General features: G+C 59.6%; 25 protein-coding genes. 14 read left to right on the top strand and 11 right to left on the bottom strand.

The window, feature by feature from the left end; genetic code table 11:
• Nucleotides 1-65: 65 nt before the first annotated feature.
• Nucleotides 66-248 carry a hypothetical protein gene (locus tag PVT68_RS12870; RefSeq protein ID WP_280318663.1) on the top strand — a complete coding sequence of 61 codons (183 nt, stop codon included), beginning with the start codon at nt 66-68 and terminating at the stop codon, nt 246-248.
• On the opposite strand, the gene serB is transcribed toward PVT68_RS12870, so the two are convergent.
• On the bottom strand, nt 242-1267 hold the full coding sequence (gene serB, locus PVT68_RS12865) for a phosphoserine phosphatase SerB (protein ID WP_280318661.1): 1026 nt from the start codon (nt 1265-1267) through the stop codon (nt 242-244). The two genes, PVT68_RS12870 and serB, sit on opposite strands and share 7 nt — an antisense overlap.
• 148 nt (nt 1268-1415) lie before the next feature.
• Here serB and PVT68_RS12860 point away from each other — a divergent pair, with 148 nt between their 5' ends.
• From PVT68_RS12860 to PVT68_RS12840, 5 genes are all read left to right on the top strand, one after another.
• Nucleotides 1416-2510: a hypothetical protein gene (locus PVT68_RS12860; RefSeq protein WP_280318659.1), complete on the top strand. Its 1095-nt coding sequence runs from the start codon at nt 1416-1418 to the stop codon at nt 2508-2510.
• 373 nt (nt 2511-2883) lie between these two features.
• Nucleotides 2884-3156, top strand: a complete 273-nt coding sequence (locus PVT68_RS12855; protein WP_280318658.1) for a hypothetical protein — start codon at nt 2884-2886, stop codon at nt 3154-3156.
• Between the two features lie 99 nt (nt 3157-3255).
• Complete coding sequence (locus PVT68_RS12850; RefSeq protein WP_280318656.1) at nt 3256-3630, top strand: hypothetical protein; 375 nt, start codon at nt 3256-3258, stop codon at nt 3628-3630.
• A 152-nt stretch (nt 3631-3782) separates the two neighbouring features.
• Nucleotides 3783-4568, top strand: coding sequence for a 3-hydroxybutyrate dehydrogenase (locus tag PVT68_RS12845; protein WP_280318655.1), 786 nt, complete (start codon nt 3783-3785; stop codon nt 4566-4568).
• Between the two features lie 41 nt (nt 4569-4609).
• On the top strand, nt 4610-5230 hold the full coding sequence (locus PVT68_RS12840) for a response regulator transcription factor (RefSeq protein ID WP_280318654.1): 621 nt from the start codon (nt 4610-4612) through the stop codon (nt 5228-5230).
• A gap of 151 nt (nt 5231-5381) precedes the next feature.
• On the opposite strand, the gene PVT68_RS12835 is transcribed toward PVT68_RS12840, so the two are convergent.
• The 3 genes from PVT68_RS12835 to PVT68_RS12825 all read right to left on the bottom strand — a co-directional run bounded on the left by PVT68_RS12835 (nt 5382) and on the right by PVT68_RS12825 (nt 11070).
• Nucleotides 5382-6329 carry an alpha/beta hydrolase gene (locus PVT68_RS12835; protein ID WP_280318652.1) on the bottom strand — a complete coding sequence of 316 codons (948 nt, stop codon included), beginning with the start codon at nt 6327-6329 and terminating at the stop codon, nt 5382-5384.
• On the bottom strand, nt 6316-7515 hold the full coding sequence (locus PVT68_RS12830; protein ID WP_280318650.1) for an MFS transporter: 1200 nt from the start codon (nt 7513-7515) through the stop codon (nt 6316-6318). Before PVT68_RS12830 ends, PVT68_RS12835 begins: the two co-directional genes overlap by 14 nt.
• A gap of 135 nt (nt 7516-7650) precedes the next feature.
• Nucleotides 7651-11070: a hybrid sensor histidine kinase/response regulator gene (locus PVT68_RS12825; protein WP_280318648.1), complete on the bottom strand. Its 3420-nt coding sequence runs from the start codon at nt 11068-11070 to the stop codon at nt 7651-7653.
• 177 nt (nt 11071-11247) lie between these two features.
• Here PVT68_RS12825 and PVT68_RS12820 point away from each other — a divergent pair, with 177 nt between their 5' ends.
• The 4 genes from PVT68_RS12820 (at nt 11248) to PVT68_RS12805 (ending at nt 15330) form a co-directional block, all read left to right on the top strand.
• Nucleotides 11248-13512 carry a TonB-dependent receptor gene (locus tag PVT68_RS12820; RefSeq protein ID WP_280318646.1) on the top strand — a complete coding sequence of 755 codons (2265 nt, stop codon included), beginning with the start codon at nt 11248-11250 and terminating at the stop codon, nt 13510-13512.
• 254 nt (nt 13513-13766) lie between these two features.
• Nucleotides 13767-14084: a hypothetical protein gene (locus PVT68_RS12815; protein WP_280318644.1), complete on the top strand. Its 318-nt coding sequence runs from the start codon at nt 13767-13769 to the stop codon at nt 14082-14084.
• A gap of 119 nt (nt 14085-14203) precedes the next feature.
• Nucleotides 14204-14677, top strand: coding sequence for an META domain-containing protein (locus PVT68_RS12810; protein WP_280318642.1), 474 nt, complete (start codon nt 14204-14206; stop codon nt 14675-14677).
• Nucleotides 14678-14784: 107 nt separating this feature from the next.
• Nucleotides 14785-15330: an META domain-containing protein gene (locus tag PVT68_RS12805; RefSeq protein ID WP_280318640.1), complete on the top strand. Its 546-nt coding sequence runs from the start codon at nt 14785-14787 to the stop codon at nt 15328-15330.
• 310 nt (nt 15331-15640) lie between these two features.
• On the opposite strand, the gene smrA is transcribed toward PVT68_RS12805, so the two are convergent.
• From smrA to PVT68_RS12775, 6 genes are all read right to left on the bottom strand, one after another.
• Nucleotides 15641-16237 (bottom strand): DNA endonuclease SmrA, encoded by a 597-nt coding sequence (gene smrA, locus PVT68_RS12800; protein ID WP_407666096.1) that lies wholly within the window; start codon nt 16235-16237, stop codon nt 15641-15643.
• Between the two features lie 37 nt (nt 16238-16274).
• Entirely contained in the window at nt 16275-17138 is an 864-nt protein-coding gene (locus tag PVT68_RS12795; protein ID WP_280318638.1) for an SDR family oxidoreductase, read from the bottom strand.
• Between the two features lie 60 nt (nt 17139-17198).
• A complete protein-coding gene (locus PVT68_RS12790; protein WP_280318636.1) occupies nt 17199-17639 on the bottom strand; it encodes an acyl-CoA thioesterase in 441 nt (146 codons plus the stop codon).
• A gap of 134 nt (nt 17640-17773) precedes the next feature.
• A complete protein-coding gene (secB, locus tag PVT68_RS12785; protein ID WP_280318634.1) occupies nt 17774-18280 on the bottom strand; it encodes a protein-export chaperone SecB in 507 nt (168 codons plus the stop codon).
• Nucleotides 18281-18409: 129 nt separating this feature from the next.
• Entirely contained in the window at nt 18410-18661 is a 252-nt protein-coding gene (gene grxC, locus PVT68_RS12780) for a glutaredoxin 3 (protein WP_280318633.1), read from the bottom strand.
• A gap of 104 nt (nt 18662-18765) precedes the next feature.
• Nucleotides 18766-19176 carry a rhodanese-like domain-containing protein gene (locus PVT68_RS12775; RefSeq protein ID WP_280318631.1) on the bottom strand — a complete coding sequence of 137 codons (411 nt, stop codon included), beginning with the start codon at nt 19174-19176 and terminating at the stop codon, nt 18766-18768.
• 373 nt (nt 19177-19549) lie between these two features.
• On the opposite strand from PVT68_RS12775, the gene gpmI reads away from it, so the two are divergent.
• The 4 genes from gpmI (at nt 19550) to PVT68_RS12755 (ending at nt 24250) form a co-directional block, all read left to right on the top strand.
• The gene (gpmI, locus tag PVT68_RS12770; protein WP_280318629.1) at nt 19550-21094 is read left to right on the top strand and encodes a 2,3-bisphosphoglycerate-independent phosphoglycerate mutase; all 1545 of its coding nucleotides are present in this window, start codon (nt 19550-19552) and stop codon (nt 21092-21094) included.
• A gap of 55 nt (nt 21095-21149) precedes the next feature.
• Nucleotides 21150-22325, top strand: a complete 1176-nt coding sequence (locus PVT68_RS12765; protein ID WP_280318627.1) for a murein hydrolase activator EnvC family protein — start codon at nt 21150-21152, stop codon at nt 22323-22325.
• A 176-nt stretch (nt 22326-22501) separates the two neighbouring features.
• A complete protein-coding gene (locus PVT68_RS12760; protein WP_280318625.1) occupies nt 22502-23890 on the top strand; it encodes a S41 family peptidase in 1389 nt (462 codons plus the stop codon).
• A gap of 108 nt (nt 23891-23998) precedes the next feature.
• Nucleotides 23999-24250 carry a DUF6316 family protein gene (locus tag PVT68_RS12755; RefSeq protein WP_280318624.1) on the top strand — a complete coding sequence of 84 codons (252 nt, stop codon included), beginning with the start codon at nt 23999-24001 and terminating at the stop codon, nt 24248-24250.
• Nucleotides 24251-24386: 136 nt separating this feature from the next.
• Here the strand turns inward: PVT68_RS12755 and hisF are convergent, their stop codons facing one another.
• Nucleotides 24387-25157 carry an imidazole glycerol phosphate synthase subunit HisF gene (gene hisF, locus PVT68_RS12750; RefSeq protein ID WP_280318623.1) on the bottom strand — a complete coding sequence of 257 codons (771 nt, stop codon included), beginning with the start codon at nt 25155-25157 and terminating at the stop codon, nt 24387-24389.
• Between the last annotated feature and the right edge of the window lie 5 nt (nt 25158-25162).

Genomic DNA, 25162 nt, shown 5'->3' with positions numbered 1-25162 from the left:
AGGTTTGACGTCGTCTAATTGGCATCACACTGGAAGACCAGAACATCGCAAACAGGGAACCCACCATGTTCACGGGTAAGCGACTTCTCGCCGTCATTGCACTGATTTCACTGCTGCTGACCATGGTCGCCTGTAGCAAGCAGGTCTGTTATCGGGACGGCCAGCGCGAGCGCAGCAAGCCACCGATGCCGTTCGCCAGCGTGACCGCTGACCTGCCCCCCATTGTCAGCCTCATCCACCCCTACTGAGCAGACGCCTCCAGCAGTGCACTGATCTGACCGTCGCTCAGACCAAACAGATACAGTGCCGCATCCAGACCAAAGCCATCAATCGCCTGCGGCGCTTCTGCGCGGACCTTGGGCTTGGCGTGAAACGCGATGCCCAGTGCACCCAGTGACAGCATCGGCAAATCGTTAGCGCCGTCGCCCACAGCAATTACCTGGTCCAGCGATAGTCCCAGATCCGATGCGATCTCCTGCAACAACAGCGCCTTGCGCGCACCGTCCACAATCGGATCAATCACCCCACCGGTCAGGGCACCGCCATCGAACTCCAGCTGGTTCGCATGCACGAAGTCTACCGCCAGGTGATTGTCCTGCAGGTAGTGGGCAAAGTAGGTAAAGCCACCGGAAAGAATCGCGGTTTTACAGCCCAGGGCGCGCAGCGCCAGGAGCAGGCGCTGGGCACCCGGCATAATGGGAATTCGCGGGGCTATTTCCGCCAGGCTGGCTTCGGTAAACCCTTTCAGCAGGCGCATCCGCTTGCGGAAACTCTGCTGGAAATCCAGCTCACCGCGCATGGCGGACAGGGTGATTTCCGCAACCTGGTCGCCAACCCCGGCGATCTTCGCCAGTTCATCGATGACTTCTGCCTGAATCAGGGTGGAGTCCATATCGAAGCAGGCAAGTTTCGGCGCGCGCTGGGTATGACCTTGCTGCAACACCAGCTCCAGCCCCAACTCCAGCCCAAGCTCCAGCAGCGCCAGTCGCGCCGCGTTGAAAGCGATGTCCCCATCCAGCTGCAGGCGCACCACATTGCACCCGGGACGGGCGGCGAGAATATCCACAGCAGTCGGCTGCCAGTGGCACTCGCGTAAAAACTCTGCGAGCTTGTGCAGCTGCGCCGCTTCAACTTCCACCGCCAGCAAGGTGAGGCACCAGGGCGCGGTAACCGCAGCCGGCACAGCCTCCGCGACCGGCAGGGAAAAACTCTGCTGACACAGGGTGGCCAGGGGGGCAAAATCGGGGAATTGAGCGTTGGCGTCCATGACTGACTCTTGCTGGGTTTTCGATTGGCAGACCGCGGGGGCCCGGACATAGGCCGCGCATTATAGCCCGGCGCCTTTTTTCCCTGAAGAAGTGGGATAAAATCAGAGCCTGTTCTGCACACGCATCAACACCAGCACCAATAACAAGATGAAAAAACTCTTCACCAGCCTGTCCGATCTGCTCAGCAACCTGCCCCAGTGGCTGCGCAGCCTGAGTCACACACAACAGCGACAGCTGCTCGCCGCCACCATCTGGGTGAGCCTCGCGGGCTTCTGCCTCGCCACCCTCGGGCACGCCTATGGCCAGCAGAAACAAGCCGCGCAGCTCCGCGACAGGGCCAGTGCGCAGGCGGCGGCCAAACTGCTGGCGAGCCAGAGCCTGGAACAGATCGTGGCCGGCGACCGCATCAGCCTGCAGATGCTGGCCCAGCAGACACTGGCGCTGCCCGCGGTGTACGGGGTTACCATTCAGGACGTGGATTCGAGCCCCCTGGCCCAGGCGGGGGAGCGCGAGCGGGGAGAGATGATCACCGAGCCAGTCGTGCTGCACGACAGCCTGGCCGGCAGCGTGGCACTGAATATCCAGCCCGGGGCGGTGGTCGGCTACCCCTGGGCCAGCCTGCTGCTGTGTCTGATCTTCGCCTTGCCGTTCAGTGCCGCCTGCGCCCTGACGGCATTTCAGTTACCGTCCAGCCAACCCCAAAAGCGCACGCCGCTGATCGTCCCCAAGGCCCAGCCCAAGCCGCCACCGGAAGTAACCGCCGGCCTCTACCTGCGCCCACTGAACTGGGCACAGCTGGGCAATCAGTTGTCACGCAGCGCACTGGAAAACCTGCAGACGGAGCTGGACAAGCGCATGCAACTGCTCACCCGTATTTACGACGCCCGCCCCCTGCCCAGCGCGGGCCCTGCGGTGGGGCTGGGTTTTGCCGGTGAGGATGCCGCATTCCGCGCGGTTTGCGCGGGCTTGTTACTGCGCGGACTGCAGCAGTCCAGCCGCGCCACCGGCCTGCAGTTGGCACTGGCGGTATTGCCCACCCGGCCGGACAAATTCGATTTCAGCGGTGAACAGCTACTGAGCCAGTCCCGCGGTCTCACCCTGCACCCGCAACTGCAGGACGATGAATCTCTGGAGAACCGGATCCAGTGCCACACCACCAGCTGGGGTGCCGAAGTGACCGGGTTGAATCCGAAACTTCAGCAACTGCTGGATAACCAGCTGCAACAGCTGGTGTCGGCTTGAAACAATACTCGACCAAGCTCCAATAGCCGTTTTTTACTGAAAGGCGACTCGCGAAGGTGACGATACCGGGTGCGCTCATGTGAGACCTTCACCGCCATGGATGGCGGTGCAGAGCCCCCAGGGATGGGTTCACGGCGAGTCTCACATGAGCGCACCCGGTAGCGGCACCGCCACCAGAATTTCACCAATACTTTATATCCCCGCCTCTTTTAATTTCCTTTTGGTTGTTGATATTCACCTCAAATCTTCGTGATCCAACCTCCGCGACCCTTAAATAGCCTCCACTTGGGTTTCGATTTGTTGTGGCCTTCCCCGGGCTGGCAATCAAATCGATAGATAAACACTCTCACCCGCCTCAGGCGTGGAGGTTTTCATGAAGCGCTCATTCACAGGACTGGCCGGTGTGCTGGGGGCAGCATCGCTGCTGGCGCTTTCCGGCTGTACCAGTATGGAAGACATGACAGGCACCACAACGGCTGTCGATCCGAATAAACGTCCTGGCTACTACAGCGTGCAGGGCCGCTACTACCACTGCCACCAGAATGGCCGCTGCCACAACATCCGCCACCCAAATTACTACTGGCAGGGTGGACAGTATCGCGGTGGTCCCATGCCGGGAACCTCGCACATACAACAGCCGCGCTAACCCGCACCGATCAAATCCCCTCAAATTATCAGTCCTGAGTTGCCTCGCGGGAGGCAGCAGGAATCCAGCTCTCAGTCAGAGCTCAGCGGAGGTCTCGTTATGCAGAGAATCATCAAGAAAGGCCTGTTGGCCGTCACCGTCTTCGGCACCCTGACATTGGGTGCCTGTGTATCCGATGGGTATTACGGCTCCAGCAGTGTGGGCTATTCCAGCTATCCATACAGCTACCCCTATAGCTACCCATCCGGGAATGTGTCCTTCTACTACTCATCCCCAAGGTATTACCGCCACGGGTACTATCCCAGGAATTATCGCTATTACGGCCGTCACTATTACCGCCGTCACGACTATCCCCGTCACGGATATCATCACAACCGTCCGAGCCACGGCTACCACGGCTCGCATCGGCCTTCACACCGGCCTTCACATCGCCCATCGCACCGCCCGAGCCACGGTGGACATCATCGCCGTTAACCACGGCATGCAGAACCGACACAGAATGAAAGAATGGAAGCCGCCTGCGGGCGGCTTTCTGCATTTCATACCTTGGTCATACAGACCGGTCACATCTATCGCTGCTAGGATTTCCCGAAACAATAAGCATCCAATATCTGCGGGAGTTTGCCGTGCAGCAGAACCAACCACACGCCGTACTCGTTACCGGCTCCACCAGCGGGATAGGCCTGGCCATCGCCCACTGCTTCGGCCGCGCCGGTCACCACGTCATGCTGCACGGGTTGGCGGACGCAGAAACAGCGAGCATGCTGCTCGACGAATTTTCCGGTTATTCGGGGGGCGCTGGTTTCAGTTCGGCAGACATTGCCAGTGAAGCTGGCTGTGCACAATTGGTGGAAGAAACCCGCGAGGCCATCGGCAACCCATCGGTGCTGATCAATAATGCCGGTATCCAGTTCACCGCGCCCGCCCACGAATTTCCCGCAGACAAGTGGCAACAGATTCTGGCCATCAACCTCAGTTCAGCTTTTTTCCTCAGCCGCGACCTGCTGCCGGCGATGCGCGCCGCCAGTTGGGGACGCATCATCAATATTGCCTCGGTGCACGGCCTGGTGGCATCTGAACACAAGGCGGCATACTGTGCGGCGAAACATGGATTGATAGGCTTGACCAAAGTCGTGGCGCTGGAGAATGCGGACGCGGGAATTACCGCAAATGCGATCTGCCCTGGCTGGGTGGAAACACCACTGATCCAGCCGCAAATTGAAAAAATTGCTCGCGAACAACAGGTCGATCTGGACGCTGCCCGCGCCCTGTTGGTAGGCGCCAAGCAACCCCTGGCAAAAACCACCAACCCAGAGGCGATTGCCGAGCTTGCGCTGTATCTCTGTGGTAATTTTGCCGGCACCATTACCGGTGCGGCCCTGCCGGTAGACGGTGGATGGAGCGCGCAGTAGTATCCCTAGCACCCGTTTCCTTTATCCTTCAGGGTGCTAGCGTGAATTACCAGTTGCTGATTGCCGACGATCATCCACTTTACCGCGATGCGCTGGCGACAACACTGTCCAGCCATTTCCCCAATTCCGACTTGCTGCAGAGCGAGGACCTTGATTCGACCTTACATTGCCTGGCGCAGGCTGAAATCGATCTTTTGCTGCTGGATCTGAATATGCCGGGCAGCGAAGGTTTCAGTGGCCTGGCACGGATTCGCAACGATTTCCCGGCAGTGCCGGTGGTGGTAGTTTCCGGCAGCGACAAGCACTCGGTAATTCAGCAGGCGGCGGGGCTGGGGGCCAGCGGTTTTCTTTCCAAGACGGCGCGACCGGATGAAATTCTGCAGTGTATCGAGTGTGTGCTTGCAGGTGACCAGTGGTTTAGCGAGGAAGCGCTGCAGGCGGAGAGCGAATCTGACCTGGCAGAGAAGCTGAATCACCTGACTCCCCAGCAACTGAAAATTTTTCAGATGATTGCGCAGGGGATGCTGAACAAGCAGATTGCGTACGACCTGGATATCACCGAACCCACGGTCAAGAGCCACGTTACTGCGATTTTGCGCAAGCTTGAGTTACGGGATCGAAAGCAGTTGATTCGCGAGGCTCAGGCGCTGATTCAGCTCTGATTTTGGTTTCGGACTTCGTAGCACATCCACCTTTGATTTGAACTCGGTGGCGGCAAAGCACCGGGGATGGGTCCACAGCGGTCCTGAAAAACCGCACCCGGAACTCTGCCGCCACTGAGAGGAAACAGAGCTCCGGACCAACCCCACAAAGCTAGACGCCCTGCAAATACTCAGCAACGTGCCGATACACCCGACCACACGCATCAGGCACAAGACTCTCAATATTCAAAAACGCATGAATCATATCGTCAAAATGCAGTTGTTCCGCATTGGCGCCGCCTTCGCGCACCTTGTGTACGTACTCCACACCCTCATCCCGTAGCGCACAAAATTCTGCAGTGACCACCAAAGTGGCCGGCATGTTTTCGGTGAATTCACCGTGTAAAGGTGAGGTCAACCAGGGATTTTCCGCGCCCTGAAAATAATTCTCGAAATACCACAGGATTTTTTCCTTCTCCAACAGATAGCCTCGCCCATTTTCCTCGATAGACGGCAACTGCATGGTGTAATCCAGGCTCGGATAAATCAGCACCTGGGCGTCGATCGTGTGTGGCTGGTGCTGCAACAGACGACTGGCAGAAGCGCAGAGTGCGCCACCGCCGGAATCGCCCATCAGGATCCAGCGACCATTGTGGGGAATACCCTTGCGGTCGAGTGTGGCCCCAAGATTTCGCACCACACTGATCAGGTCATTCAGCGCTGCGGGATAAGGATTTTCCGGAGCCAGGCGATATTCCACGGAAATCACCGGGCGTTTGCACGCCTCCGCGACACGGCGGCAAATAGGATCGTAAACCGTCACGCTACCGGCCATATGGCCGCCGCCGTGACAGTAAATAATTGCCGCACCTTCTGCCGTACTCTTGATGTAATCCTGCGGCTGGTAAATTCGAACCGGCACAGAATATTCACCACCGCGTACCAGCGTATCTGTCACCACCATTTTTTGTGGGCCGGGATCGACAAAGGCGCGTGTCAGGTTGGCGAGGCTCTCGCGGGCATTGACCGGAGTGGGCTCAAAACCGTCGGCCTTCAATTGCGCAATCTGCGCGTTTACTGCCGCCAGCCATTCTTCGAGTTTTGGATCAAGCTGCCGCATTGTCGACCTCCAGATTTCCCGTTACTGGTTTCTTGCCGCTCTCCGGCAGCAGGAATGAAAACACAAACAGGGAAGCAGAACAGGCCACGGCAAAATAGGCGGCGGTTGCAGGCTCACCGGTAACATCTGCCAGTACGCCAGCGCCATACATCAGTACCGTTTCCACACCGTAGGAAATCGACCAGAACATGGCGAAAGTGACGGTAATTTTTGCCGGCGTCATGCCGGGTAATTCCTGCGGCAGAGTCACCAGCGCGGTCATTGGTAAAAACATACAGAAGCCGGCCAGTGCCGCGGCACCGTAGGCGATGATTGGCTCGCGGCTGGTAACCATCAGCGCGGCAAAGCCCACCAGCGCCAGGCCCGCATAGCGCAACACCGGCAGGCGCAAAGGATAGCGTTTGGTGACAATAATGCCGGCAACGGTACCCACCATACCCGCGGCGATCATAACCGCGGATAGATGACTGCTGGCCACCGCAAAACCGTCGATGAGCGGAAATAGCGCAAATACCGCGATGTAGCAGAACAGTACCCCGCAATACGCCAGTGGTAGCCACCAGTTGAACCCCTCACCTACCCCCTGCCTGAGACCGTAGTTCTCTGCAGGTTTGTCGCTGCTGCCGGAAAGCGGGAAGTCTTCTGCGCTCAGCCACCACAGAATACCCAGCGCCACCACCATCACACCGTAAAGCGCAACCACCGATTGCCAGCTGCCCAGCCATGCAGTGAGTAGCGTCGTGGAAAGCAGGGCGAGCAGGTTGCCGGTATTGAACGCGGCGGCATTGATGCCGTTGATCAGGGGCCGCTCTTCGGCGGAAAAGTAGTGCATTACCACCGGCGCGAAATACACGATGGCGAGTGCGCCGCCGAGGCCCAGCGCCAGGCGCGATGCCAGCCAACCGCCGTAGCTGCCCGCCAGCGCCCCCAGGCCACCGGCGGCGATCAACACCATCGCCAGGGTAAAGGCCCGTTTGGTACCGAGGCGCATCAGTAATGCCGCAGCGGCCAGGTTGCCGACGATCTTGGCAAGGGTGATGACGTTGCTGCCCCAGGTGGCGCTGGCGAAACCTTCCTCTCCGAACGAGGACTGGATCGTGGGAGTCAGGATGGCACCAGACACCCAGCTGGCAGCGAACAACGCGTAGGCGCTGAACATCAGTATTTCCAACAGGTATTTTTTCATTGTTATAAAACCTTTTTTCTCTCAAACACCTTATTTTCGGTTCGCCTGCAGGCAGGCTCCTACAACGAGCCCCGTAGGAGCCTGCCTGCAGGCGAACCTCTACGAATACAGGGTGCGTGCCGAGCACCCCCATCGCTATACGACCTTGGTCGCAATCGGCGTAACCTTCTGCCGCTGTTGCAGCAGCGCACGCAAGGCCGCCGGACGCAGGGGTTTCTGCAAGAACTGCCAGCCGGCGCTGTGCGCGCGCGCCTTCACCGCGTTGGTATTTTCCGCGGAGATGATCACGCAGGGCACATTGCGATCCCAGTTCGCCAATAGCTTCGCCGCCAGATCAAGGCCGTTGTCGCCGTCGTCGAGGTGATAGTCCATCAGCAACAGATCGGGTTGGGGTGCCAATAGCGCTTGCGCGCGGTTCTGTGCGCAGTGCACCGAGCAACCCCAGCCGCCGAGTAGGGCGGTCATCGCTTCCAGAATCGAGGGCTCATTGTCCACACACAGAATCCGCAAATTCAGTCGGCTACCGCTTCCTGCAAGCAGGCCGGCCGGGCGCGGGGACGCGCCCCTGGCAGCGGCGCGCGGCAGGCGGATTTTGAACACACTGCCGCGACCCGGTTCCGATGCCAGGCTGATCGGCGCGTTGAGCAGACGGCACAAGCGCTCTACGGTGGCAAGGCCGAGTCCGTAACCGTGCTGCCGCTCACCCGCGGAATGTTTTGGGGTCAACCGGCAGAATTCGCGGAAAATAGCCTGTTGCTGATCCGCCGCGATGCCCTCACCAGTGTCCCAGACTTCCAGCGAAACACCGCCAGTACTGGGGCGGGCGCCGATCAGCACGCCGCCGCGGGCGGTGTATTTGACCGCGTTATCCAGCAGGTTCTGCACCACACGACGCAACATTTTTTCATCGCTTTGCACCCACAAATGGCTGTGCCGGCAGCGCAGGCGGATGCCCCGCGCGCTGGCCGCGGGACGGGCCTGGGATACGGCATCGTCGAGAATGCTGTCGAGGGAAACCGGCGCGAAACTGGGCTTGATGTCACCGGCATCCATGCGCGCGATCTGCAACATATCGGTAATCAGCTGCTCCGCCGATGAGAGCGCGCGGTCGGCACGGGTCAGCAGTTGCCGGCTGGCCTCCTCCAGAGGGTGCGCCGCAAGAGCATCGATAAACAGTCGGCTGGCGTTGAGCGGCTGTACCAGGTCGTGACTGGCGGCAGCGAGGAAGCGGGTCTTGCCGGCACTGGCGGCGTAAAGCTCCCGGTTCAGCCCCTGCAGCTCTTCGTTAACACTTTCCAGCTCCGCGGTGCGTTGCGCCACCTTGGTTTCCAGGGAGTTGCGGATTTCAGTCAGCTCCGCCAGCGCCCGCTGATAGTCGGATACATCGGTGTAAGTGGTGACAAAGCCACCTCCCGGCAACGGGTTGCCGCGAATTTCCAGTACCGTGCCGTCGGTGCGATGACGCTGTACCCGGTAGGCGGTAGCGTTGCGCAGATGCTCCACCCGCTTCTGCACCAGCTCCTCCACGTCCCCCGGGCCACACTCACCGCGGCTGGCGTTGTAGTGCACCAGCTCGGCCACCGGCCGCCCCACATAGATCATCTCCTGAGGGTAGTGGAACAGTTCCAGATAGCGGCGGTTCCAGGCTACCAGGTTGAGGTTGGCATCCACCACGGAAATGCCCTGGTCGATATTGTCGATGCTGCTCTGCAACAGGCCGCGGCCAAACTGGTAGATGTCCGAGGCCTGATCGAGCTGTTGCGCGCTGGTGTCCGGCTCGCTGAGCTGGCGCACCAGGCGCTGGGCGCTGGTGCTGCCGACAATGCCGGCGAGGATTTTTTCCACCGCATCGCGATAGCCATGGGCGGTCCCGGCGTGGCCCTGCACCCCTTCGCCTGCAGCCGTCTCCTGTCCCTGCGCGCGTTTGAGCAGCGGCGCCAGGGCGCGGTCTGCCGCATCTTCACCCACAAACCGCGCCAGCAACTGACGCAGGCGCACTTTATCCACAGGCGCCGCAGCGGCCACACTGGTTCCCGGCAGCCAGCGCCCCTGCAGCAGGGAAACGGCCACAAGCGCAGCGCTGTTGAGCCCGAGGCCAAACAGGCAGCTGATGGTGAGCGGGCTCCAGTCGAGCCCTAAAAAGTCGCCGATCAGACAGCGGTAGCCGAGCGCGGCGGGCAGTGCAGACAGCGCCCACACCAGCGCCCCCAGGCCCAGCCCGGTAATCACCCCCAGCGCGCGCAGTCGTGGCCAGCGCGCGGGCCAGGTCACCGCCGCGACCATCGCCGGTGCCAGTTGTGCCACCAGCGCCAGTGACAGCAGTCCGAAAGTGCCGAGGCTTACCCCGGAACCAATCATCTCGTTAAAGCTGAACGCGGCCAGCATCAACAGGCCAATAATGGCACGGCGCACCCGCCGCAGATCGCTGCCCAGCACCTGGTCCAGCGGACGCTGTTGCAGGCGCCGCAGCCACCAGGGAACCACCATGGTGTTGGCAATCATGGTGGACAGGGCGATAGTCGCGATGATCACCATGCTGGACCCGGCGGAGAGGCCGCCAATAAAAGCCAGCAGCGCCAGCCACGACTTGCCGCTTTCCAGCGGCAGCCCCAGTACAAAGCGCTCGGGGTTGGCATAGCCTTCCGGCAGCCACAGCAGACCGCCGTAGCCCACCACCAGAATCGCGACGGACAGAATACCGAGATATACCGGAATCAGTTTGCGCACTGGCCCGATATCGCGCTCGTCGTCGCTCTCGATCATCAGGATATGGAACTGTCGCGGCAGGCAGAAAATCGCCGCCATCCCCAGTATCACCACCGCGAAAAAGCCGGTATCTCCCGGACGGGACGCTGCGATAGCCGCCACCTTCTCACTGGCCAGGGCACTGCGGGTGAGATCCGCGGCGCCGTCAAATGCGCTCGACAGCACGAACCAGGCGACTGCCACCAACGCGCCGATTTTTACCAGCGCCTCGAAGGCTACCGCCAGCAGCATGCCGTTCCTGTGCACACTGCTGTCGATATGGCGGGTGCCAAACAGCAGTGCAAACAGGCCGAGGGTCACACTTACCACCGCGGTCACCACCGACGCACTGATCTCACCGCGCTCGCCGCTCTCGGTCAACAGCAGAAAGCTGTCGGCCACCGCGCGCAGCTGCAGCGACAGGTAGGGCACGATCGCCACCACCGCCAGCAGCGCCACCGCCGCCGCCAGCCACGGGGAGCCACCGAACTGGGCGCTGATAAAGTCGGCAATGGAGGTGGAACCCTGCTGTTTGGACAGTCGCACAAAACGCATCAGCAGCGGCGCGCCGAAAATGAGCATCAGGCTGGCGCCGACAAACGTCGGCGGCAACAGCCAGCCCTCCTCCACAGCCTGCGCGGAGGTGCCAAAAAACATCCAGGCACTGGTGTAGGTACCGGCGAGTGCCAGTAACAGGGGCTTGACCGGACGAATACGCGTCACCGGCAGCCGGTCACCCCAGAAGGCGATGGCAAACAGCAACAGCAGGTAGCTCAGGCCCACGGCGGCCAGTAGGGAAAGGCTGAACAATTGGCGCCTCTTTCATTATTCTGTTTATATAGAAAGATTACCCGATAGCCTGTTTTTTGTCCTGCCCGCCGTGCGCCACGCTCGTCATACCTTGGTCTAGCAGGCAGGGACCGAGACAACGGCTAGAGTGCAGATCCGAAACTAAAAATAACCATAAACTGGTGATCGGAGAGAGCCATGCGCAAAACAATAACGTTCAATCCCCTCGCCGTAGGCATCATGCTCGCCTGCGGTGCCAGCTTTTCTTACGCTGACAAAGCCCTGGAAGAAGTCACGGTAACCGCGCAGAAGCGCGAACAGTCGCTGCAGGAAGTCCCGGTTGCGGTAACCGCATTCGGCGAAGACGCGCTGATCGAAAACGGCGTTGCCGACCTGACCGACATTCAAAAGCTCACCCCCAATACCACCCTGCAGGTGAGCCGCGGTACCAACTCAACCCTGACCGCCTATATCCGCGGTATCGGTCAGCAGGATCCCCTGTGGGGCTTCGAGCCGGGTGTGGGTATCTATGTGGACGACATCTACGTGGCCCGCCCCCAGGGTGCGGTGATGGATGTGTTTGATGTGGAGCGTATCGAAGTACTGCGCGGCCCCCAGGGCACCCTGTACGGCAAGAACACCATCGGCGGCGCGGTGAAATATGTCACCAAAAAAATGACCGGTGAAAACGAGTTCAAGATTCGCGGTGGCGTCGGCTCCTATAACCAGCGCGATCTGATCCTGAGTGGACAGGTTGGCCTCGGCAGCAAGGTCGCCTTGGGTGGTGCTGTGGCCACTTACCACCGTGACGGCTTCGGTGAGAACATCCTCACCGGTGCCGAAAACTACAACAAGAAAATTGCCAGCGCCCGCGTATCCATGGAAATCACCCCGAACGAGGACTGGTTTATCCGCCTCGCGGCGGACAGCACCATTGATGATTCCAATGCGCGCTTTGGTCACCTGATGTTCGATGCACCGACCGGCCCGGAAAAGCCGCTCGACAATGTCTACGACCACCGCTCCAACATGTCCCCGGACAACTCGGTAGAGACCGGTGGCGCCTCCGCAACGGTAGAGTGGCAGGTTTCAGACGCCATTACCCTGAAGTCGATTACCGCTTCGCGTACCGGTGACACCGTTACCAACATCGACTTCGACTCGATCAACCGCACGGACTTCGATGTTCCCGCCTACTACAAGGACGACCAGTTCACCCAGGAATTCCAGCTCAACTGGAGCGGAGACAAATTCAATCTGGTCTCTGGTATTTACTATTACGAAGGCACCGCGGAGGGCGGCTTTGACGCGGTCCTTGGCACGGTTGATTTCAACGCCGTATTTGGCTGGCCCGCCGGCACTGTACCGGTCGGCCTGACCCAGAACGTTAGCGGCAGCGTGGATACCGAAAGTCTGGCCGTGTACGCCAACTACGAATATGCCCTCACCGACAAACTCAACATGATCCTCGGCGGCCGCTACACCAGCGATGAAAAATCCGCACGGGTATTCAAGGCAAATTACGCCGGTGTCTACTCACCGATGTTTGCCGATCATTACGACGGTACTCCGGCGCTTCCGGATACCTTCGGCGATCCGCTGACCGATTACAGCAACAGCAAGGACTGGAGCCAGTTCTCACCCAAGGCCGGCGTGAACTACCAGTTCAACGAAGACACCATGATGTACGGCAGCTTCAGCTCCGGCTTCAAGAGTGGCGGCTTCGATATGCGCGGAGACGCTTCGGTTACCCCCAACACGTCCGAGGGCTACGACCCGGAAACCGCGGAAACTTTTGAAATCGGTATCAAGACCCAACTCCTGGACAATCGCATTCGCCTGAATGCAGCGGCCTTCCATACCGATTACGAAGACATGCAGGTAACCGTGCAGAACTTCGACGAAGACTCTGGTGGTTTCTCCAGTGCGGTGGTCAATGCCGGCCAGTCTGAAATCCGCGGCCTGGAACTGGAAATGCTCGCCAGTATCACCGATGCCCTGACCGCCAATGTGGTACTCGGATACACCGACGCGGACTACCTCGAGGTGTTGACCAAAGTACCGGAGCTGGATGCTGAAGGAGAAGAAACCGGAAACATTCTCACGGTGGACGTGGCGGATGTCTGGAAAAACTTCCAGTACAGCCCGCAGAAAACCGCATTGGCACAGCTGAGCTACGCCATGGATTTTGCCGGTGGCGAACTGGTGATGAACAGTTCCGTGTCCTACCGCAGCGGTATTCAGATTTACGCAGCACCGACCGCCCTGGACGTAGGCTCCGTCACCCTGGTGGATGCCGGTGCGACTTACTTCAGCGGCACTGGTAACTGGCAGGTTTCCCTGCAGGGCAAAAACCTCAACGACGAAATTTACCGCAATGCCGGTTATGCCTCAGGCAACTGGATCACCGGCTACTACAGCGCACCGCGCACCGTTGCTCTCACCGGTAGCTACAACTTCTAAGGCGAATAAGGCGAATGCGTAGCGCCTACCGGAAATGACATCGCACCTTGCTTAATGGGGCCCATCGGGCCCCTTTTTATTGCTATTTCCAGCAACAATTTCCAGTAACAATTTCCAGCAACAATCCCCGCCACCGGACAGCCACGGTGTCGCGGTAAATTTCTTCCCGGCGCGGACTTAAACAAATTGGCGCATATTTTTACACTTTGGCGGAAGCGTCTTCTAACCTGAAATAAGAGGGCGGCAGTGACGCCGTGTCTCATACCAGCCATCGAGGTATCCGCGTGCAGAAATTGAGTTTTATTCTGCTGGCTGCGGCGATTGCGACAGGAAATGTTGCCGGTTGCACGTCAACCGAGTCCAGGGATAGTCACGCAACCCGCGCCTTCAGTAGCGCCGTCCCCCCCCATCTGGATTCCGCACAGTATTCTGTGCGCTCATCAGACCGCCGCCCCAGAAGCAGCCGCCGCGAGGCGCCCCGCTCACTCAACGTCAACGGCACCCGCTTTCGCTGCTTCGAGCAGGAACTCGACTCGAAAACGGTGGTGCGCTGTGTGCGCCAGGATTCTTAGCCGGCACCGGAGTACTCCGCCTTCTGTGACGGTTTCCGCGGCAGTTTGTCACCCCGATCCACTCGGGTCGCACTTCACTGGCTAAGCTTTACCTATCTGCTAGCGTGGAGCGCAAAGCAATGAGTAAGCTGATTCTGCTGTGGTTCACGGGACTGATCATCGCCGTCGCGGGTTGTATGAACATGGACAGCAAGGATACAGGTCCCACCCAAACCCCCGGGTCGATCAGTAGCGTGTGCGGCGACAAGTGGCAGCTGCGCCTGCTGCGTATCGACGGTCAGGCGGTGCCCGTTGAACAGCTCAAGGAGTTCACTTTCCTGTGCAACAGTGACGGCGAGGCCATGGGCAAAAGTGGTATCAATACCTATCGCGGCACCCTGCAGATCACCGCCAACGGTCAATTGCTGTGGAATGCGGACAGCTTTGCCTCCACCAAAATGGCTGGGCCGCCGCAATTGATGGATCAGGAAAACCGTTACCTGCGCGCCCTCGCCGGTACCCGCCAGGCATTTGTGAAAAGTGGTGGCGCGCACCTGATTCTGCGGGACATATCCGGGGACATCTATATCGAGTACATCAAGGCCGGCCTCTGAGTTCGGCCCCCGTCTCCCCCGTCATAACACCCCAAGAATCCGTCCAAGTCGCAGACGCCGGCGGGTAATTCGTGTTAAATGGCGTAAACGGCCACCGGATCAATCCCATGCTTCACCTGCTCCCGCGACCATTTTTCGCCCAGTTTCGTCCCCTCTGCAGCGCCACCGGATTCAAGGCGCCGATATTCCTGGGTCTGCTCCTGGGGTTGTTGCTGAGCGGCTGTGGCAGTACTGCCACCGAGCCTTCGAATATGGCCAAAACCGACAACCCCGGGATTTGCGAGCAGCAATGGTTACTGGAAAGCCTGTCGGTCGACGGCCGCGAGCACAAATCCCGCATGTTCTGGCAGAAGATGTGGCGTGATCGCCCCTACTTCACCTGCGACAAGCTGGGCTTTATCCGCGGCAGCACCGGCGCCAACCCCTACCTGGGCAAATTCAAGCTGACCGACACTGGCAGTGTCAAATGGCTGAAGCAGCCAAAGATATCCCGCATGGCGGGCCGCCGTGATGGCAGTGAACTGGAGCAGGATTTCCTGTTGGCGCTGCCACGGGTAACCCATGCCTTCACCGAAGGCGAGACCCTGGTTTTGCAGGGCAGCGATGGCACACGCCTGGAATTCACCCAGACCGTCGAAGCACGCGCTCACTGAACCGGATCTCGAATTCTCCGCGATAAAAAAAGCGGCCTCAGGGGCCGCTCGAAGAATCATTCAAGAAGGATCGCCATTCGCACAGCGAATGTTGATACCTGCCCTCCAAGCGGAGGAGCCTCCAAACTCGGAAGCATAAAAATCACCAATCAATTTGGTGCGATGCAAAGAGAGAAGAACAACGAAAACAAGTTCAGTTGCGCGATGTAACAACCGGACAAGCAAAATTTCGTTGTGGGAATAGATTAATTGTCAGAAGTGACAAACAGATTACGAAACAAGAATTTTTCCTGTTTCCAGAAGAACCAATTTACGGCTTCGAGCGCCGCTGGTGCTGCTCCAGGTTCTGTTGCCGCTTGCCCTCGCTCTTGCGCAACAACACATAAGTGGCACCGAGACCGCCGTGCTGTTTCTGCGCGCTGTGGAATGCGAGCACTTCTGCGAGCTGTGGCAGCCAGGCGTTGACGCAGCTTTTCAGCATCGCCGGCGTCTTGCGCCCCTCGCCCTTGCCGTGGGTCACCAGTGCGCAGCGCACATCCGCTTCGATACAGTCGCGCACAAACTGATAGAGCGCACTGCGCGCCATATCGACGGTGTGATGGTGCAGATCGAGGCGCGCTTCGACGGAGTATTTTCCCAGGCGCAAATTGCGGTAGACGCCGTTCTGGACACCGTCGCGCTTGAATTCAATGGGATCGTTGGGGTCGACGGGCTCGACGAACTCGCCTCCCAGGGGGTTCAGTTCGCGGTAGGTCTGGGCGGTGGCCGCCTCCCGGCGGGCGCGCTGGTTAAGGGGATCGGTAGTGTCCTTCTTTAGCGCACTCTCGCGTTGCTTGGGCGCCAGCGGCTTTACGTCGCCAAGCGCACCCATGGCGCCGCGGAATTCGTCCAGATCTGTCTTGTCCACGCTCTCCCCCCATACCTCTCTCACGCGTCGGCTGCGGTCAGGGATCGAGGAACAGATCCACCGCCAGTTCGCCGGCCTTGGCGGGATTGTGCGCATATTGGGTGAAATCTTCCACCCCCCGTTCGTGCAACAGGGTCTCGTCGATCAGCTGGGCGCCGTTCAATCCCTGATTGCGCGTGATCAGCACTTCATAGGCGGCATCCGCCATCACCATGGGTTTGCGGCTCTGTTCGAACATTTCGCGACTGCCCACGGCAAACTCGATCGCCGCCGTCGCCACCAGGGTGCGCGGCCACAGGGTGGCGACGCTGATATTGGTCTCGCGCAACTCTTCCGCCAGCCCCAGGCTCAGGATCGTCATACCGAACTTGGACAGGGCATAGGGTGCAAAGGGCCCCAGCCAGCGGGGCTCAAGGTTAAGTGGCGGCGACAGGCTGAGGATATGCCCGCGCTCTGCCTGCTTCAGGTAGGGAATGGCGAGGTGCGCAGTGAGATACACCGCGCGGGCGTTGACATCCAGCATCAGGTCGTAGCGCTTCGGCGGCGTGGACTCGACGTTGGTGAGATTGATGGCGCCGGCATTGTTGATCACCGCATCGATACCGCCGAACGTATCGGCGGTCTTTTTCAGCGCTTCCGCCACCTGCTCTTCCTCACGCACATCCACCTGCATCGGCAGCGCTTGGCCGCCGGCGGCTTCGACTTCCGCAGCAACGGTGTAGATGGTGCCGGGCAGTTTGGGGTGAGGCTCGGCGGATTTGGCGGCAATCGCGATATTCGCGCCGTCGGCGGCGCACTTCAGCGCTATCGCGCGGCCAATACCGCGACTGGCACCGGTAATGAATATGGTTTTACCCCGCAGGGCGCCGGTGTTCTGGGTGAGGGTCAGCTCTTCGCTCATGCGCGTACGCTCCAACTGCGAGTGTCCTGTTTGCCATTGACCGCAGGGAACCCTTCCTGGTTACAGAGGCTCCGCCACCACCGCGGGACAATAGATCTCTTTAAAGGTCTCTGGCATCCGCTTGGGTCTGCCACTGGAGAGTTCGATACATACCATCTGCCACGAGGCCCGCAGGACCAGCGCTTCGTCGCTGGCGCGAAACACCTGGAACTTACGGGTCATATTCAACCGGCCGTCGACCATCGTCAGCCAGGTGCCGATCAGCAGTTGATCGCCCTCTCTCGCGGCCAGTATATAGTCGTACTCGGCCTGCCGGATTGCCATTCCCCGGTCCATGGATTGGTAATTGGTGACATCCAGCCCCAGCTCCACGCTGTGAGACCAGGCAGCTTGCTCACACCAGCGCACATACTCGGCGTTGTTGGCATGGTGCAGGCCATCGACATGTTCGGGCTCCACACAGACGTTGTGGATATAGGGTTGGGGAAGGTCCCACTTCATGGGCGATTAACTCCGTAGACCGGTTCTTGGTGGCACTGCGCCTGTTGAGCAGGCTAATCGACCGGTTAGTGCCAGACCATTACTTCAGATACAAAAAAAGCTCCCGAAGGAGCTTTTTCTGTACGTACCGAAACTTATGCGTCGGACTTTTCTTCCGCCGCCGCGCTGGCAGCCTGCTGCTGCGCCTGATTCAGGGCCGCGGCGAACAGCGCGTCGAAGTTGATCGGCGGCAGCATCAGGGCAGGGAAGGAGCCCTTGGTTACCACGTTGTCGACAACCTCACGAGCGTAGGGGAACAGGATGTTCGGGCAGGCAGTGTTCAGCGCCTGAGCGAGCTGCGGACCTTCGAGACCCTTGATGCCGAACAGGCCGGCCTGCTGTACTTCCACCAGGAAAGCGGTCTCTTCTTCCAGCTTCACGGTGATAGTCAGGGTCAGCGCCACTTCGTACAGATCTTCATCGATCTTGGCGGTTTTGGTGTTCAGTTCCTGGTTGACCTGGGGCTTCCACTGTTTCTTGAAAACCTCTGCGCCCATCGGAGTTTCGAAGGACAGGTCTTTCAGATAGATGCGCTGCATTGCGAATTGTACTTGCTGCGCTTCTGTATCGTTTACTGCGGCGCCGTTATGTTCTTCAGCCATGTTACTGCCTGTTCACTAAAAAGGTTTATTGACTGCCTTCCCTGTTAGAAGACTCCCTGTATGGGTCTTACTTATGGGGGCCTCGAAAACCCCTTTCAAGGCGTGTAAGCAAAATTTCTTGCGCTGGATTCAGGCCAGAAGCCTGTCCAGTTCACCACTGCGTTCGATGGCCATCAGCTCATCGCAGCCACCAACATGATGACCACCAATCCAGATCTGTGGCACGGTATGGCGCCCGGCCTTTGCCGTCATTTCAGCACGCAGCGCGCGGTCGCCATCCACAGAAATTTCTGTGTAGGGGACGTTCTTGTTGTCCAGCAGATATTTGGCGCGAATGCAGAAGGGGCAGAAGCGGGTGGTGTAGATAACGACTTCTTTCACGACTACAGAACCTCTCTCGGTACCATCAACGATTTATCTGCACTTACCCCGCAATAATAGGGGTTTTACCGGCGGGAGGTCAGCTTCACCCCCAACCTCGCTGGTTACCCTTTCACCAGCGGCAATTTCTGGTTGCTCCACTCGGACATGCCACCCTCCAGGCGACGCACGGTGTAGCCGGCCTTTTTCAGCTGGCGCCCCACCGGGCCCGCGTGCTGGCCCATTTTGTCCGCCAGAATCAGCACCTTGTCTTTATAGGGTGCGAGTTCACCGATGCGGTTTTCCATCTCGCCGTGGGGAATATGGATCGCGTCCACAATGTGCCCGGCGGTATATTCCGCGCGGTCGCGCACGTCGATCACCTTGGCGCCCTCGCTGTTGATCAGCAGAGTGGCCTGATGGGCCGATGCGGGTTTACCCGCCTTGATTCGCTCGGTAATCGCCAGCGCGTAAATCAGCGCCACCAACAAGCACACCAGCGGCCACTGCTCGCTGGCAAAGACGAAAAAGTCCACTCCGCCCCCAAATTCTCTGAAATATAGTTGCAACCTGGCCCGGACCATTCGGTCAGACCGCTTCGGGCCCCGGAATTGCAGGAATTGCGCAGGACCCGTAAAGGAGCCGGAGTATACACGACCGCAACCACTTCCGATTAACCCTGGGGGCAAATTGATCTGTGCCACCGCCCATAGCGAGCCTCTGGCCCCGGGTCAGGGGATTGTCGCCACAATCGCCAGCAACACGGCTTCGTACTTGCTTTCGTGGCTGCTTCAGGCGGCCAAACAGGTTAAAATCCGCCACCTGCGGTAAAGCACATCCGTGTATCCCGGTTTCTGGCAATGGCGCCGAACGATCTTCCACCCAACCCAATACAGGAAATCCGATCCCATGGCATCCGAGACTTCGTCCAAACGTCCCCTGGTACTGCTGATTCTGGACGGCTTCGGCCACAGTGAGCACGCGGAGCACAACGCCATTGCCGCGGCCAAGAGCCCGGTATGGGACCAGATCTGGGCCAGCCGCCCGAAAACCCTGATTCACACCTCCGGCATGGCGGTAGGTCTGCCGGAAGGCCAGATGGGCAACTCCGAAGTCGGCCACATGACACTCGGCGCCGGCCGCGTGGTCTACCAGAACTTCACCCGCATCAACAAGGCCATCAAGGACGGCGACTTCTTCACCAACCCGGCCTATACCAGTGCCGTGGACAAGGCGATCGCCAACGGCGGTGCGGTCCACATCATGGGCCTGGCATCAGACGGCGGTGTACACAGCCACGATGACCACATTGTCGCCATGGCTACCCTGGCCGCCCAGCGCGGTGCCAAAGCGATCTACATCCACGCCTTCACCGACGGCCGCGACACCCCGCCACGCAGCGCGGAGACCCCGCTGGCGCGCCTCACCCAGGTATGCGATGCCCTCGGCACCGCGCGTATCGCCACTCTTGCCGGCCGCTACTTCGCCATGGATCGCGACAACCGCTGGGACCGCGTAAAGCCGGTGTACGACCTGATCACCCAGGGTAAAGCCAAGCACCAGGCCGACTCCGCGCTGGCCGGCCTCGAAGCCGCCTACGCCCGCGACGAGAACGACGAATTCGTGGCCCCGACCCTGATCGGCGAACCGGCACCGGTGCAAGACGGCGACGCACTGATCTTTATGAACTTCCGCCCGGACCGCGCCCGCCAGCTGACCCGCGCCTTTACCGATGCGGACTTCAACGGCTTTGAGCGCGCCGCCACCCCGAAACTGGCGGAGTTTGTAATGACCACCGAATACGCCGGTGACATCCACGCCGCCTGCGCCTTTCCGCCAGAGGCCCTCGCCAATACTTTCGGCGAGTATCTGCAGAACCAGCACAAGACTCAGTTGCGCATTGCCGAGACAGAAAAATACGCCCATGTGACCTTCTTCTTCAGCGGCGGCCGCGAAGAGCCCTACAATGGCGAGGAGCGCATTCTGATCAAATCCCCGGATGTGGCCACCTACGATCTGCAGCCGGAGATGAGCGCACCCGAGGTCACCGACAAACTGGTGGAGGCCATCGAGAGCGGCAAGTTCGACGCGATCATCTGCAACTACGCCAACGGCGACATGGTCGGCCACACCGGCGTGTTCGAAGCGGCGGTCAAAGCGGTGGAAGCACTGGACGTGTGCGTGGATCGCGTCACCAAGGCGGCACTGGCCGCCGGTGGTGAGGTACTGATCACCGCCGATCACGGCAACGTCGAGGAAATGTTTGACGCTGGCTCCGGCCAGGTCAGCACCCAGCACTCGACCCTGCCGGTGCCCTTTGTTTACGTAGGCGCGCGCAATGTTTCCATGCGCGACGGTGGCAGCCTGGCAGACGTGGCCCCCACCATGCTGGCGCTGATGGGACTGCCGCAGCCGGCAGAAATGAACGGCGAGCCACTGGTCAAAATCAACTAATCCGCTTTCCCCGGTTTAACCGGGGAGAGCCGCAAAGCGAGAAATAGCTGACACGATGAAGCTTTCCAGCAAGATGAAGCTTTCCAGCAAAAAGTTTTCCGGGTTTGTCCTCGCCGCACTGTTGTCACTCTCCCTGATCCCGGCCTGCTTGGCGCAGGCGGCGGATGACGAGCAACAGGCGCGGCTGGCAGAAATCAAGCAGCGCATTGAATCCCTGCAGCAGGAACTGAATCAGGTCAAAGGCGAGCGCGATCAGCTGCTCAAGGATCTGGAGGCCAATGAAAAGGATATTTCCGAACTTCTGCAGCGCATCGACAAAATCAAATCCGACATGCAGAGCCGCGGCGAGAAGCTGCAGGAATTGAAGCAGGAAGAAAAGCAGCTGGAGGAATCCCGCCGAAGTATGCAGCGGCGGGTCGAGCAGGAAGTCGCCGCCGCTTACCGACTCGGTCGCCAGGAGCAGATTAAACTGCTCCTCAATCAACAAGATCCCCAGCACATCGCCCGCCAACTCCGCTACCACGACTACTTTCTCAAGCAACGCAGCCGCGTTATCGACGATTACGTCAGTACCCTCGATCAACTTTCCACGGTCAGCGCCGGTATCCAGCGCGAACAGGACACCCTCGCCCACGAGCGCAACCAGCTGGAAGAAAAGCGCTCCGCCCTGGTCAGCGCACAGAAAAGCCGTCAACGCACCCTGGATAAACTGGCCCGGCAGCTGGCGAGCAAAAGTGGTGAGCTGGATCAGCTGCAGGGAGACCGCAGTCGCCTGCAGCGCCTGGTAGACGAAGTGGGACGCGCCATTGCCAGCCTGATCAACCCAAGCGACCAGACACCGTTCAGCAAACAGCGCGGGCGCATGCAGTGGCCTGCGCAGGGGCGCCGCGCCAACGCCTTCGGCCAGCCCCGCGCCAACGGCATCACCTGGACCGGCGTCACCATCCGCGCCGGCGAAGGCGAAGCGGTGCAGGCCATTCACCGCGGCCGCGTTGTGTTTTCCGACTACCTGCGCGGCCAGGGCATGCTCATCATTCTGGACCATGGCGATGGCTACATGAGCCTGTATGGGCACAATCAGTCCCTCACCCGCGCCATCGGCGAATGGGTGGAACGTGGCGACACCATCGCCAGAATCGGCAACACCGGCGGCATGAGCCAGCCCGGGCTCTACTTCGAAATCCGCCGCGACGGCAAACCCCAGGACCCCACCGCCTGGTGCCGCGGCTGACCCGCGACTCCGGTTACCCGCCCTCCCTAGCACACATTCCTTTGCAGCATCCCCCTGTACCGGCGCCCCGGCATCCTCTCGCCGTTCGTTGACGCGCCAACTTCCAACCCGGTGTGAGTGCCGGGTCTACAATTCTTCATAGGAAAGAAACGATAAATGCCAAGGACGTGCAGACTATGTTCAACCGCAAAATGCTGGCCCGCATCATTGGCGCGGCAGCCCTCTCCGCACTGCCGCTGATGGGACTCAGCCAGGGCGACAGCAATGATCGCGTTTCACTGGAAGCAGAATCCCGCCTGCCACTGGAAGACCTGCGCAGCTTTGCCAAAGTGTTCGAACAGATCCGCCAGGGTTACGTCAACGAAGTGGATGACAGCACGCTGCTGGAGTACGCCATCAAAGGCATGCTGCAGGGTCTGGACCCGCACTCCGCGTACCTGGACAGTCGCTCCTTCGACGACCTGCAAGCCAATACCACCGGTGAATTCGCCGGTCTCGGCATCGAAGTCGGCATCGAGGACGATTACATCACCATCATCACGCCCATGGATGGCACCCCCGCCGAGCGCGCGGGCCTGCGTGCCGGCGACGTGATTTTGCGCCTGGCCGGCAAATCCCTGCGCGGTGTCAGCCTGGATGAGGCGGTGGATCAAATGCGCGGACCGGTGGGTTCGCAAGTCACCCTCACCATCGGCCGCAAGGGCCACAAGGAACCCTTTGATATCACCCTGAAGCGCGACAAAGTGCGCGTGTATAGCGTGCGCGGGGAAATGCTCGAAGAGGGATATGGCTACCTGCGTATCAGCCAGTTCCAGATGGACACTGGCGGCGATCTGATGCGGGTGATGAAAAAGCTCAAGGCAGAAGGCGAGCTCAAGGGCCTGGTCATTGACCTGCGCAACAATCCCGGCGGCGTGCTGCAATCCTCGGTAGAGGTTGTGGATGCCTTCCTGGAGGACGGGCTGGTGGTCTACACCGAAGGCCGCAACAAATCTTCCAACCTGCGCTATGCCGCCAGCCCCGGGGACGTGACGGATGGCGCACCGCTGGTAGTGCTGATCAACGATGGCTCCGCATCTGCCGCAGAAATTGTCGCCGGTGCGCTGCAGGACCATCGCCGCGCCGTGGTGATGGGTACCGACAGTTTCGGCAAGGGCTCGGTGCAGACCGTTATCCCGATCAATGACGACCGCGCAATAAAACTCACCACCGCACTCTATTTCACACCCAAAGGACGCTCGATCCAGGCCCAGGGCATCAAGCCGGATATTACCGTGGAGCGCGTACAGGTTACCCGTGTGGACGGTCGCGCCCGCACTACCGAAGCGGACCTCGCCGGGCATCTGGGCAACGGCAACGGTGGCGAGGAAAATGGTGCGGAAGACCGCAAGCGCGCGAAATCTGACAAAGATGACTGGTTCAGCCGCGACAATCAGGTATTTGAAGCGCTTAATGTATTGAAGGGCCTCAACCTGTATGTCCGCCGCACTCCGGCGAAGAATGAAGGCAGCAACGCGCCCGCGCACAAGGACCAGGTAGCGAGAATTCAGCCGGAAGATTTGTAAATCGGATTCGGAATAGCCAGCTGTGAATAACGGCTGGCTTTTACATCAGCGCAACACCTCTGGACCCGCGCTGATCGCTGGCAGTTTGCAAGAAGTAATGAGGCAGTCATGCAGCAGTATCGTCGTGGCGAACAGAACACCTCCATACCACCTCGCGCTGAGCGCTATTTCAAACTGGATGACGACTGGTATTTCACCGTGCGCGGCGGCAATACCTTCGGCCCCTACCCCTGCCGCGAGGAAGCGCAAAAAGCCGTAGAGAAATTTCTCGACCCGGCCCAAGCGTACACAGGGAATGTACGGCCATTCGGCAGCCTGCGCGCAAGACGATGGCTCAAACAGCGGAACAACCGGTTCTAGACGACCACAAACGTTTCATCTTCCTACTTGAATGACGGATTGCCCCGGAGCCGCTGAATCACGATTAATTTACGCGGTATGAACGCATATACCGTGAACAATGCCAGGACGTCAGTTGGAATCTGGCCAGCGACTACTACAAACGCATTTCTATTCCTGCGTCCTGCATAAATACCTTTGCCTCTTCCACAGTGTATTCGCCAAAGTGAAAAATACTCGCTGCGAGTACCGCATCAGCACCACCTTTTAACACACCATCCGCCAGATGCTGCAGGTTACCCACGCCACCGGAGGCGATGACGGGCACGGAAACCGCATCGGAAATGGCGCGGGTCAGAGCCAGGTCGAAGCCGTTCTTGGTGCCATCGCGATCCATGCTGGTCAGCAGGATTTCACCGGCACCATAGCTGTCCATTTTCTTTGCCCACTCCACCGCGTCGATACCGGTCGGCTTGCGGCCGCCGTGGGTGAAGATTTCCCATTTCGGCTCTTTGTCATTGCCCACCTGCTTGGCATCAATAGCGACGACGATGCACTGACTGCCGAAGCGGTCGGCGGCTTCGCGCACGAAGTCGGGATTGAATACGGCGGCGGAGTTAATCGCGGTTTTGTCGGCACCGGCGTTCAGCAGGTTGCGGATATCCTGAAGCTCCCGCACGCCACCGCCAACGGTGAGTGGAATAAATACCTGGGAGGCCATTTTTTCCACCGTGTGCAGTGTTGTGTCGCGGCCTTCGTGGGTGGCGGTGATATCGAGGAAGGTAATTTCATCGGCACCGGCTTCGTTGTAACGGCGCGCGATTTCCACCGGATCACCGGCATCGCGGATATCGACAAAATTGACACCTTTGACGACGCGACCGGCGTCGACGTCGAGACAGGGAATAATGCGTTTGGCGAGGCCCATTGTCT

This window comes from Microbulbifer bruguierae, assembly GCF_029869925.1.
Lineage (GTDB): Bacteria > Pseudomonadota > Gammaproteobacteria > Pseudomonadales > Cellvibrionaceae > Microbulbifer > Microbulbifer bruguierae.
The sequence above is the reverse complement of the archived record's forward strand: the minus strand, read 5'-3'. Positions and strand labels throughout refer to the sequence as shown.